General features: G+C 60.4%; 9 protein-coding genes. 7 read left to right on the top strand and 2 right to left on the bottom strand.

Annotation, left to right across the window (positions count from 1 at the left end; genetic code table 11):
• Positions 1 to 99 precede the first annotated feature (99 nt).
• From VJ698_RS06785 to VJ698_RS06760, 6 genes are all read left to right on the top strand, one after another.
• A complete protein-coding gene (locus VJ698_RS06785; protein ID WP_324101958.1) occupies positions 100 to 1,038 on the top strand; it encodes a LysR family transcriptional regulator in 939 nt (312 codons plus the stop codon).
• Positions 1,039 to 1,066: 28 nt separating this feature from the next.
• Positions 1,067 to 2,545, top strand: coding sequence for an aldehyde dehydrogenase family protein (locus tag VJ698_RS06780; protein ID WP_324101957.1), 1,479 nt, complete (start codon positions 1,067 to 1,069; stop codon positions 2,543 to 2,545).
• A 233-nt stretch (positions 2,546 to 2,778) separates the two neighbouring features.
• Positions 2,779 to 4,860, top strand: a complete 2,082-nt coding sequence (locus VJ698_RS06775; protein WP_324101956.1) for a diguanylate cyclase domain-containing protein — start codon at positions 2,779 to 2,781, stop codon at positions 4,858 to 4,860.
• Between the two features lie 175 nt (positions 4,861 to 5,035).
• On the top strand, positions 5,036 to 5,764 hold the full coding sequence (locus VJ698_RS06770; protein WP_324101955.1) for a ribonuclease activity regulator RraA: 729 nt from the start codon (positions 5,036 to 5,038) through the stop codon (positions 5,762 to 5,764).
• A gap of 64 nt (positions 5,765 to 5,828) precedes the next feature.
• Complete coding sequence (locus VJ698_RS06765; protein WP_324101954.1) at positions 5,829 to 6,770, top strand: dihydrodipicolinate synthase family protein; 942 nt, start codon at positions 5,829 to 5,831, stop codon at positions 6,768 to 6,770.
• A gap of 217 nt (positions 6,771 to 6,987) precedes the next feature.
• The gene (locus VJ698_RS06760) at positions 6,988 to 7,413 is read left to right on the top strand and encodes a hypothetical protein (RefSeq protein ID WP_324101953.1); all 426 of its coding nucleotides are present in this window, start codon (positions 6,988 to 6,990) and stop codon (positions 7,411 to 7,413) included.
• A gap of 101 nt (positions 7,414 to 7,514) precedes the next feature.
• Here the strand turns inward: VJ698_RS06760 and VJ698_RS06755 are convergent, their stop codons facing one another.
• Entirely contained in the window at positions 7,515 to 7,739 is a 225-nt protein-coding gene (locus VJ698_RS06755; RefSeq protein WP_324101952.1) for a hypothetical protein, read from the bottom strand.
• A gap of 356 nt (positions 7,740 to 8,095) precedes the next feature.
• Between VJ698_RS06755 and VJ698_RS06750 the strand changes: the two genes are divergently transcribed.
• Positions 8,096 to 9,700 (top strand): diguanylate cyclase, encoded by a 1,605-nt coding sequence (locus tag VJ698_RS06750; RefSeq protein WP_324101951.1) that lies wholly within the window; start codon positions 8,096 to 8,098, stop codon positions 9,698 to 9,700.
• Positions 9,701 to 9,737: 37 nt separating this feature from the next.
• On the opposite strand, the gene VJ698_RS06745 is transcribed toward VJ698_RS06750, so the two are convergent.
• A complete protein-coding gene (locus tag VJ698_RS06745) occupies positions 9,738 to 12,083 on the bottom strand; it encodes a penicillin-binding protein 1A (protein WP_324102192.1) in 2,346 nt (781 codons plus the stop codon).
• Positions 12,084 to 12,183 lie beyond the last annotated feature (100 nt).

The raw sequence follows: 12,183 nt of genomic DNA, 5'->3' as shown, positions 1-12,183 counted from the left end.
TCAGGATTATTCTTTGCGGCGGTCCACTAGTATCCCGTATGGCCCGATACATGGTCTAATGACTTTTTGTTCGACGAGTGATATCCGAAAGTTATCGATATGAACCTGAAGCAGCTGCAGCATTTCGTGGCACTCGCGGAATCGGGCAATGTGCACAAGGCAAGCGCCAGGCTTTCCATCTCGCAGCCGGCGCTGTCGAAGAGCATACGCATCCTGGAGGAAGACCTTGATGTGGTCCTGTTCGACCGTTCTCCGCGCGGGGTACGGCTGACGCCGGTCGGGCAATGGCTGCTGTCGCGCTCTTCCTCGCTGTTGTCCGACATCCAGCAGTTGCACACGGAAATCGACATGATCAAGCGCCAGGCCAACGGCTCCGTGCGAATTGCCGCCGGAACGGTCCTGTGCTCGTCACTGATTCCGCATTGCCTGGCCCGGTTGCGGGACGTTGCGACCAATATCGATATTGCCGTCGAGTCCGGCTACTGGGATGACCACAAGCACAGGCTCCTGAACCGCGAGATTGATTTCCTCGTTGCGGACTCGCGGGAATTAGAGGACATCGTCGATTTTGACATTGCGCAGTTGCCTGCCGAGCCCATCTGCGTATATGTTCGGAACGGGCATACGCTACTGAAAAAGAAGAAGCTGAACCTAGGTGACTTGCAGAAATATCCGTTTTCGGGGCTGACGAAGATCCCGAAAGAGCTGGAAAAGGTCTTGAAGATGCATCCGGAATTGCTGTCGGGCAGGCTGTCCGCCAGTGCGGTGTCGAGCAATGATTTCGGCCTGCTGCGCACCAGCGCGGCATTGACCGACGTGCTGTTCTTCTCGCCGCCGAGCGCGGTACGCGATCAGGTCAGGCGCAGGGAACTTGTCAGGCTGGACCTGGCGCTGCCGCCACAGTTGCAGACGCATTTTGCAATCGTCTGGCTGAAGGACCGCAAGCTGTCGACGTCGGCCGAGTTGATGAAGCATACAATCATGGAGTGTGCCGTACAGCAGTTCGAGTCCGGTGCGCCGGAAGTCCTCAAACAATAAGAAACAGAATTTCAATGTGGAGATGAACATGAGCACGAACCCGTCCATGCAGGCGTTCACACCGGTCGCGCCACTGGTCGAAAGCGATCCGGCGCGCATCAAGGAAGTGTTTGCCAGCCAGCTCGAGACGGCGCTGCGCTGGCGCGTATCCACGGCGAACGAACGCATCGCGCGCATCAGAAAGCTGCGCGACGCGATGATGGCCCAGCGCGAGGCGTTCTACGAAGCATTCATGCAGGATTACCGCAAGTCGCCCGCCGAAGTGGAAGCGTCCGAATTCCTGCCCGTCATGGACGAGGTGCGCCATGCCATCGGGCGCATCAAGCGCTGGATGAAGCCGCACAAGGTGTGGCCCACCAGCACGATGCTCGGTACTTCCGGCTGGGTGCAGTACCAGCCTCGCGGTCGCGTGCTCATCATCGCCCCCTGGAATTACCCCCTGAGCCTGTGCTTCGGCCCGCTGGTTTCCGCGCTCGCTGCGGGCAACACGGTGATGATCAAGCCATCGGAGATGACGCCGGCGGTATCCGCGTTGATGGGCCGCGTCATCAGCGAAGTGTTCCCGCAATCGGAAGTCGCGCTGTTCGAAGGCGGCACCGCCACCTCGCAGGCGCTGCTCGACCTGCCCTTCGACCATATCTTCTTCACCGGATCGCCGGCCGTCGGCAAGATCGTCATGTCCGCCGCGGCAAAACATCTCACCAGCGTCACCCTGGAACTCGGTGGCAAGTCACCGACCATCGTCGCCCCATCCGCCGACATCAGGCTGGCGGCCGAAACGCTGATGTGGGGCAAATTCCTGAATGGCGGCCAGACCTGCGTCGCGCCGGACTTTGTCTACGTCCATGAATCGGTCAAGGATGCCTTTATCGCGGAATGCCGCAAGATCATCCACGCGCGGTATGGCGCAACCGCACACGAACAGAAGCATACGTCGGACCTGACGCGCGTGGTCAACCAGCGCCATACCCAGCGCGTCGCCTCCCTGCTGTACGATGCGCTCACCCGCGGCGCGGCGATCCAGGCCGGCGGTGAGGTGGATGTGGCGCAGTGCTACATCGCGCCCACCCTGATCGATCATGTCCCGCCCGGAGCGCAGATCCTGGAAGAAGAAATCTTCGGCCCGGTGCTGCCGATCCTCCCATACACGCAGCTGGACGCGGTCATCGCAGACATCAACGCACGGCCAAAGCCGCTGGCGTTGTATGTCTGGAGCCGGGACAGGAAGGAAATCGATAACGTTCTGATGCGCACCAGTTCCGGCGGAGCCTGCGTCAACCATTGCGTGATGCAGTTTGCGCACGGCGAATTGCCGTTCGGTGGCGTCAACAATTCCGGCATCGGCAATGCCCACGGCCATTTCGGCTTCAAGGCGTTTTCGCATGAGCGCGCGGTACTGCGCTCCTCCCCGCTGATGCTCGTGAAGATGTTCTACCCACCCTACACCGAAGCACGCCGCCGCATCATCCGCAAAGTCGTCGACATGCTGCGCATGCCGATGCTGTAAGCCCCGCTCGCCCGCTGAGCCGTTGGGACTCAACGGGCGGCTTCTTGCCCGCATCGCTCCCTGTCGTTGCGCGCAATCCACTCTTGCCAGCCACCGGGCCAAATCCGCCAGGATTGCCGTGCGCGCGCTCCGCTGCTTGCGTATAATTGATTTAAGGCAATTTTCCAGGCCGCTATTCCAAACGCCATCTGACCATTCCGACCGCGCAACCCGAAGCAAAGAGGCATTCGTCCATGTCATTCGATCTGCCGATCTCGAAGATCATACGGCGCGAGCTCCTGCAATGCCCGCCGCACACGCCGATCTGCGAAGCTGCCGATCTCATGGACGCAAACCGGTGCGGCTCGATTCTCGTCATGGACAACGGGAAGGTGCTCGGCATCTGGACCAGGGCCGATGCCTTGCGCGTCGACCTCGGCAAGCGGGAGGCCATGAGCGCTCCCGTCTCCTCCGCCATGACCACCGCGGTGAAAACCCTCGGGGAAGACACCAGCGTCTCAGCCGCATCGCATTTCTTCATTCAGCATCACATCCGCCATGCGCTCGTGGTTGACGCATCAGGACACCCCATCGGAATGATCAGCCAGACGGACATCGTCAGGCTTCCGAGCCTGGAGCTCGATGTCACGCTGAAGGCCGTCGGCTCTCTGATCAGCGGCCCCGCCCTGATCGTTCCGCAAGAGCTTGCACTGGCCGATGCCGCGCGATCGATGGCCATGCAAGGCCGTGACGCTATCGTGGTCGACTTCCACGGCGAATATGGCATGCTGACCGAGCAGGATGTGCTGCGCGCGCTCGGCCGGCAGGAAACCGGCGCGCAGGCCGGGCAGATTGCTTCCCGCCCGCTCATCAGCGTCCACGCGGACACCAGCCTCTTCCTGGCGCGCGCGCTCTGTCAGGAGAAAGGCATACGCCACCTCGGCGTCACCGGCGAGGACGGCAGCCTGCTCGGCATCCTCTCGCAATCGGAAGTGCTGGCCGGATACGAACGCGACTATCTCAGCAATCTCCAGCAGGCACTCGCTGAACACAAGCGGCGCCTGGCCAAGGCCGACCAGGAATTGCAGCTTGCCCGCCAGGTATTCGACGCGACCGGCGAAGGCATCATGATCACTAACCGGGAGGGCGTCATACAGACCGTCAACCCGGCTTTTTCGCGCATTACCGGCTACTCGCGTGAAGAAGCCATCGGACAGACGCCGCGCCTGCTGCGCTCCGGCCGCCATGCCGATGCGTTTTACGCAGACATGTGGGCCGCCATCAAGTCCACCGGCCGCTGGGAGGGCGAAATCTGGGACCGCCGCAAGAGCGGCGAGGATTTCCCCAAGTGGCTGTCGATTCGCGCACTGACCGACAGTGACGACATGGTCAGCACCTACATCGGCACATTTTCGGACGTGACCGAAAAAAAGCATGCGGAGGAAGCGCTGCACGATCGCGAAGAGCGCTACCGTGCCCTGTTCAACGCCAGCAGCGACGCGATCTTCGTGTGCCTGCTGACGCCGGAAGGCCTCACCAGCATCGTCGAAGTGAATGATGTCGCCTGCTGGCGCCTCGGGTATTCACGCGAAGAATTGCTTCATCTCACCGCCAGCAGCATCGACGCCACCGGCAGCCTCGGCGACTTTCCGCTGATCGCCGAACGCCTGCTCGTCAAGGGCGAAGCCATGTTCGTCACCGACCACCGCACCAAGAGCGGGCGCATCATCCCGGTGGAAATCAGCGTGCGCGCCTTCGAACTGAAAGGCAGCCGCTATGCGCTGTGCATTGCGCGCGACATCACCGAGCGCCAGGCCGCGGAGGAAGAGCTGCGCCGGCGCGCCCACTCCGACAGCCTGACGCAACTGCCGAACCGGTCCTTCCTGCTCGAACTGACCAAACGGACCCTGGCCGCGGCCACCCGCAACGGGCTTCAGTTCGCCCTGCTGTTTCTTGACCTGGACGGTTTCAAGCAGATCAACGACACCCATGGCCACGAAGCCGGCGACCTTGTACTGAAGGCAGTGGCCGAGCGGATGACCAAGGCGGTACGCGGCTGCGACATCGTGTCGCGCCTCGGCGGCGACGAGTTCGTGATCGTCCTGACTGAAATCACGCATATGGAAGACGCCGCAGCAGTTGCGCTCAAGGTGGAGACGGCAGTCAGCCAGCCGGTTAAGTTCGGCGACGCGGTGCTCGACGTGCGAACCAGCATTGGCATCGCGGTGTATCCGCGCGATGGGCTGGATATTCCGTCCCTTATGCGATTCGCCGATCGGGAGATGTATGACTGCAAGGCAAGGCATCGCGCCCGGCGCCAGCTGGAACGTGGCTAACGCAATGCATCGCCCGGCGGAAACAGGTGGCGAATTTTGTGGCGCGGTACGGAAATTATTTGGACGATGTGATATCTCTAATTAAAGCCGACGTAACGGACGCCTTCCGATAGCAGCGGGTCCACGGCGTCAAGGCAGGAATTTGCACCCACTTCATCTTCACAAGGCATGCAGAATGACTACTGAATCCCTTCCCCTCGATCCTGAAATCGCACATACCCTGTCAAGTATCTCCACCGCCACGCTGACCACGGTCCTGCTGAAGAAGGGGCTGCGCAATGTCTGGATGCGCGGCACGATGCCGATGGACGGCAAGCAGGCGCGCCAGGTCGGCCGCGCGTTTACCTTGCGTTTCGTGCCGGCGCGCGAAGACCTGGCGACCCCGGAATCCTGGTCTTCCCCGATCTCCACGCGCGCTGCCATCGAGGCGATGCCGGCCGGCTGCATTGCCGTGGTGGATGCGATGGGCGTCACGGATGCCGGCATTTTCGGCGACATCCTGTGCTCCCGCATGAAGAAGCGTGGCGTGGCCGCGCTCGTCACGGACGGCGTGGTGCGCGACGTCAAGGGCGTGTCGGATACCGGCCTGCCGGTCTGGGGCCGTGGCGTCGCCGCGCCGCCTTCAGTCGCCGGCCTGACCTTCGTCGGCTGGCAGGAACCGGTCGGCTGTGGCGGCGTCGCCGTTTTCCCCAATGACATCGTGGTGGCGGACACGGATGGCGCGGTAGTCATCCCGGCTAGACTGCTCGACGAAGTGGTAGCGCAGGCGACCGAACAGGAACAACTGGAAAACTGGATCATGGCGGAAGTGGAAAAAGGTGCCGCGCTGCCGGGCCTCTACCCGCCGAATGCCGAAAACAAGGCGCGCTATGAAGCCTTCAAGGCTGCCGCCAAAAAAGGCTGAAGAAGCCTGAAGAAGCTTTAAAGAGCCATGAAGATCTTCTGAAACCGGACACGGAGACGCAAACATGAACAAGCTGGATATCAACGCCAGGGGCGTTTATCTGATCGCCGTCACGCCCTTCGCGGAAGACGGTTCGCTCGACCTCGCAAGCACCGATCGCATGGTCGACTTTTACCTGGAGCGCGGCGCGAACGGACTCACCATTCTCGGCATCATGGGCGAAGCGACCAAGCTGACCGCCGAGGAGTCGCGCACCTTCACCAGACAGGTGCTCAAGCGCGTCAACGGCCGCGTGCCGGTCGTGGTCGGCGCCTCTTCCGCCGGCTTCGCGCCGATGAAGGAGCTGACCCAGAGCGTGATGGATATGGGCGCCTCCGGCGTCATGATCGCGCCGGCGTCGAGTGTGCGTACCGACGAGCAGATCCTAGCGTATTTCGACATGGTCAACGAAACCCTCGGGCCGGATGTACCCTGGGTACTGCAGGACCATCCGGTCTCGACGGGGGTCAAGATGTCGAATTCGGTGGTGCTGAGCATCCTTAAGAATTCACTGAATTGCGTAATGCTCAAGCATGAAGACTGTCCGGGACTAGGCAAGCTTTCCGCGATTCGCGCGGCGAGCGAGCGCGGTGAAGTAAAGCGGGTCGCGATCCTTACCGGCAACGGAGGCGGGCTGTTCCTGCCCGAAGAGCTAAGCCGCGGTGCGGATGGCGCAATGACGGGTTTCGTATATCCGGAGATGATGGTCGGCGTTTGCAACGCGCATGCCGCCGGCGATACCGAACGGGCGCACGACATCTTCGATGCCTATCTGCCGCTGGCGCGCTATGAGCAACAACCGGTGGCCGGGCTCGCGGTACGCAAGCACATTTTGGCAGCACGCGGCGCGATTGCATCAGCCGCTGTCAGGAGGCCGGGGCCGAAGCTCTCGGCGGCCGACATCGCCGACATTGATCGCCTGACAAGGCGACAGATCAAACGCCTGAAGGAACTTGGGCTTGAGTAAGTTACAGAGCGAACAAGATGGGCCGTGCGCGCCTGGCGGCGCTGCGCCCGCCCATCCGGGCCTGCTTCGATGAAAAACATAGGCCCTAGCCTCCAAAAATCTTCAAAAATCAGCTACAACCATCTGATTTTACTTATTTTTTAAAAATCTGAAGCGCTTTTCCGAACTACGGAAGTACGGCGCCTATACTGGATATGTTCATCTCCCATGAACTGCCATGCCCTTGAACCTGCTCTACCCTCCAGGCCCGCTCTATACGCAGTACCGGGCCGTTGAAGACGCGCTGAATTTCCTCGATGCCCTGCATGTCCGGCAAACGGCGCTGAAGTCTTCGCATCCGGACTTGTATGACGTTGACGTCCACATCTGCCTGCTGGCATTCAACCTGCGCGTGGTCGGGCGAAAACTCGACAGCCTCGTGGCCGCATTCCAGGCCGTTATTCAGACGCGACAGGTTGGCAGCCTTTCACAGCGCAGCCTCGAAATCCAGGCAGCATTGCAGGAATATAACGCCAGCGTTGCCGCAACTGATCCTTGGGACAACCCGTTTCATGCTGCCGTCAATGCCCTCGGTCTTGCCTTCGACTACCTGCGCTCAGTCGAGGAGGATATACAGCAGTTCGAGCAGCAAAATCCGACTTGAGTCGACGTTCCATCCTCAGGCTTTGCTTGAACCAATTCACTTCAAACAAGCCTCATAAGCGATTGATTTTTCGCATCTATCCAACCAAAGCTGGCAGATTCTTATCTTGCTTTGGAGAGGATGACCAGCCAACGGCGAAAAAGCAGCAACTCAAGATGCCCGGGTTCAATCCCTGTGCTGACATCAATGAGCGGGTTGACGGTGTAATACCGCTTGCGGAAATCACGGCACACAAAAATTTCACGACGTCCGAGTCGCAACAGAAATGAGGTGGGGGCATATTCGAGGCCGAATCGGGGACCGAAGGAATTGTTCAGGTGCATCATGGCACGTCTCCTTTTCTGAATGCTGCAGTGGATGAAATCTTACTTTACCACAACTACTGTATAAAACAACAGTAAAAAGAACGGGGCACTTTCCGCTCTCACAACCAGATAGTTGTCATTTTTATCTCAATACAATTGCCTGAAATGCAATGATCCCTGATAATGCGACATCGTTTCTGTCCGGCAGCACCGGACGAACGGCGCGGGAACAGCACAGCCCAGAAGCGGCTCGTAGTCTGTCGCACCTCGATTCATGGTTTATGTCGAGTGGCCGGGAGAAGCCGTCAATCGAGGTGTAACGAATCACTGGTGCCCTGCACATCAACAAGAACAACACGCACCCGACTTGCCGATCCATGCCGACGCATTCCAACAATTCAATTGAAGACAGGCTCTACGTTCTGCGAACGCGATGGGAGCACTATGTCGCCCAGGGACACTTCGAGCAGTTCATTGAATTTGCCGTTGCGGTCAACAGTCTCGCGGAGTACTTCAACCGCCTGCGCCTGCCCGGCCTGGTCCGCTTGTGCGAGGGCCTGGAAAATGTCGCGTTGGCCAAGCTTGGCGACCTCTCTACGCATCCGATTCCGGCGCAGGATATCGCCTCACTGCAACGTCAGTTGGATGCCCTGCTCGGTTCGGTCGCGACTTCGCGTTCTTCTGCCTCGAGCCGGCGAATTCAGGAACCGTCCATTGCTACACAGGAGATCGACTGGATCAAGCCGCGATCGATCTGGATGATCGCGGCAGGCGAAAGACATGACCTGGCGAATGCGCTGCGCCGCCAGTTGCAGTTCTTTGGCTTCAAGGTTTACGAAATCGACTGGGGCGGCGAACATTTACCAAAGGACAAGCCGCTCGCGGTACTGTTCATTCCGACCGGGGATGCCACGAAGCCGGGCGAGCTCAGGTTCATTTCCGCGATCCGCGAAAGCTCCCCGGCCAGCCAGCTGTTTTACCTGGGCGGCCAGTCGGCCATAGAACCGATCGTCGACCTGATGCGCGCCGGTATCGATGTGACGATCCCGGCAGAAGACCAGCCCTCAATGGTGCTCAATTGCGTGCTCGATCTCGTGCAGACCAACGAGCAGGAGCAGTATCGGGTCCTCGTCGTCGAGGATTCCCGCGTTGCGGTGGCGCTGATCCAGCGCACGCTGGCGCAGCACGGCATCGATACGCGGGCCATCAACGACCCGGGCAAGTTGCTGGATGCTCTGGAGTCCTTCCGCCCGGACCTGGTGCTGATGGATATGTACATGCCGCGCTTCAATGGCGTCGAAGCCACGCGGGTCCTGCGGCAGATGGCCGCCTACAGCTCACTGCCGATCGTTTACCTGTCCGGCGAATCCGATGTGGGCATGCAGGTCGAAGCCCTGCGCCTGGGCGGGGACCAGTTCCTGATCAAGCCCTTCAATCCCGTACTGCTGGCAGCCGTGGTGAAGACGCGGATCGAACGTTTCCGCGAGACGCGCCGCTCCACGCGTCTCGACGGGCTGACCGGCCTGTTGAACCATACCGCCGCCAAGTCACGTCTCGATGCCATGGTCCGTGACGGCGCCCATCACAACCTGACCGTGGCCATGATCGATATCGACCATTTCAAGTCCGTCAACGACACGTATGGACATCCCGTGGGCGACCAGGTGATCCGCAGCCTTGCATGGCTGCTCAAGGGACGCCTGCGCTCCATCGACCTGATCGGGCGCTACGGTGGTGAAGAATTCATCATCGCCCTTCCCGGCATCAGCCTGGAACAGGCCACCATGGTGATCGATCGTATCCGGACGGATTTCTCTGGCCTGCCCCATGCGCATCCGGGCGGCGCGCTGTATGCCACGTTCAGCGCAGGCGTCTCGCCCTATCCCCTGGTCGACACGGCGGCGGGCCTGACCGAAACCGCTGACGGAGCCCTGTTGCAGGCCAAGCGCAAGGGACGCAACCGCGTCGAACGCCATTGCTGAACGGGCATTCCAGGCATTCCACGACGCCACCCGGCCATCACTGGCCACCACGATAGGTCATGTCATTGAGCGGTTGCCTGGGTGTTTCGGCACGTCCGGAATCCGGCGCATGATTGCCGAACAGGCGATCCCAGAAACTCCGGATCGGATCGACGCCAATCGAGCGCACCCCGTCTCCGTGCGAGTTTTCCTCATACATCCAGTCACCATCGACCTGAACCAGGCCGGCCGGGACTGCCCGCTGGAATGCGCCCTTGCCGCGCAGTGCTTGCCGCATGTAGTCAGTCCATACCGGCAGCGCGACCGTTGCCCCAAACTCCCGCCCGCCAAGCGATTTCGGTTTGTCGAAGCCCATCCAGGAAACCGCGACGATATCTCCGCCATAACCGGCGAACCAGCCGTCCATGGCGTCGTTGGTGGTGCCGGTCTTGCCCGCAAGGTCACGGCGTCCAAGGCGCTGGCTGGCGGCATAGCCAGTGCCGGAATTCACCACGTCACGCAATATCGTATCCATGATGAAGGCATTGCGCGGGTCGAGCACGCGTACTGATTCGTCGCCGGCAATCACCGGCTTGCTTTCAAACAGGACCTTGCCCTGTGCATCGGCCACCTTGCTGATCAGATAAGGGCGGACCTGGTAGCCGCCATTTGCAAAGACGGAGTAGGCCGCAGCCATCTGCAGCGGCGTCACCGATCCCGTTCCGAGCGCCATGGTGAGGTTGAGCGGATGCTTGTCGGCGTCGAATCCGAAACGCGACAGGTAATCGCGCGCATAGCCCGGCGTGATCGATTGCAGGATACGGATCGATACCAGGTTTTTCGATTTCTTCAGGCCGGTGCGCATGGTGATTGGGCCGTCGTAGCGGCCATCGTCGTTCTGCGGGTCCCATGGCTGACCGCCCGTGACCGCCGTGTCGATCGATAGCGGCGCATCGTTGACGACCGTTCCCGGTGAAAACCCCTTCTCCAGCGCCGACGAATAGATGAAAGGCTTGATGCTGGACCCGGGCTGGCGCCATGCCTGAGTGACATGATCGAACTGGTTGAGCGTGAAGTCGAAGCCGCCGACCATGGTGCGGAAGGATCCATCGTTGGCATTGAGCGAAACGAATGCAGCCGACACTTCCGGAAGCTGGCTGATCGACCAGCGGTTTCTCGCATCGCGCAGAATGCGGATCACCGCACCTGGTCTGATCCGGTGTTCGGCGCGTGCCTTGGAGGACAGGGATGCCGCGGCGAAGCGCAGGCCGTCGCCCGTGATCTCGACGATCTCGCCGGAGAAGGTTTCGGCGCGCACCACTTTCGGCGATGTGGACAGCACTACAGCGGAGCGCAGTTCGTCGCTGTCGGGATGCTTCTGCAATGCCTCATCGATCGCCTGCTCGCGCTCGTCGGTGTCGCGCGGAAGGTCGATGAAGACTTCCGGCCCACGGTAGCCGTGCCGTCGGTCATAGTCGAGCACGCCACGCCGCACCGCATCATAGGCGGCATTCTGGTCGCTACTGTTGAGCGTGGTGTAGACGGTGAAGCCGCGCGTGTAGATATCGTCCTTGTATTGCTCATACATATACTGCCGAACCAGTTCCGCTGCAAATTCCGCATGCGTATCGAAACGGTAGCCCTTTCCGCGCACAACGAGTTTTTCCTGGGCGGCCTGCTTGTACTGGGCGGGCGTGATGTAGCCGAGTTCCAGCATGCGCTTGAGAATGTATTGCTGACGCTGCTTCGCGCGTGCTGGATTGACGATCGGATTGGCGCCGGCCGGCGATTTGGGCAGACCAGCGAGCATGGCCGCTTCCGCGATACTGAGTTCCTGTACCGACTTGCCGAAGTAGATTCGCGCGGCGCTGCCGAATCCATATGCACGCTCACCGAGGTAGATCTGGTTCATGTAGACCTCGAGGATCTGGTCCTTGGTCAGCTTTTCCTCGATCTTGTATGCCAACGCGATTTCGGTGAGCTTGCGCGCATAGGTCTTTTGACGGCTAAGGTAGAACGTGCGCGCTACCTGCATGGTGATAGTGGATGCGCCCTGCGACTTGCTGGCGCCAAAGTTCACCAGGAAGGCGCGCAGGATGCCCTTGAAATTCACGCCTCCATGTTCATAGAACTGGTCGTCCTCGATGGCCAGCAGGGCCTTTTTCATGACCGCCGGCATGTCTCTGATCGGCACGAAATCGCGCCGCTCCTCGCCGAATTCGCCGATCAGCACCTGGTCCGCGGTATAGACGCGCAGAGGAATTTTCGGACGATAGTCCGTGAGTGCATCCAGCGGCGGAAGGCTCGGGATCACCACCAGCATCACATAACCGGCGAGCAGCACGCCGGCCAGCGCCACAATGGAAAACAGTGCGGCCACTGCTTGCAGCAGGCGCACATTCATCGAGCCATTGTTCGATTTCCCCGCGGACGATGAAGGCTTTGAACGCCGGGCCACTGTCGCTTCCTCGTAAAGTCCTGAAAAAACGCAACTTTAGCAGCCT

This window comes from Noviherbaspirillum sp. (genome assembly GCF_035254685.1).
Classification (GTDB): domain Bacteria; phylum Pseudomonadota; class Gammaproteobacteria; order Burkholderiales; family Burkholderiaceae_D; genus Noviherbaspirillum.
The sequence above is the reverse complement of the archived record's forward strand: the minus strand, read 5'-3'. Positions and strand labels throughout refer to the sequence as shown.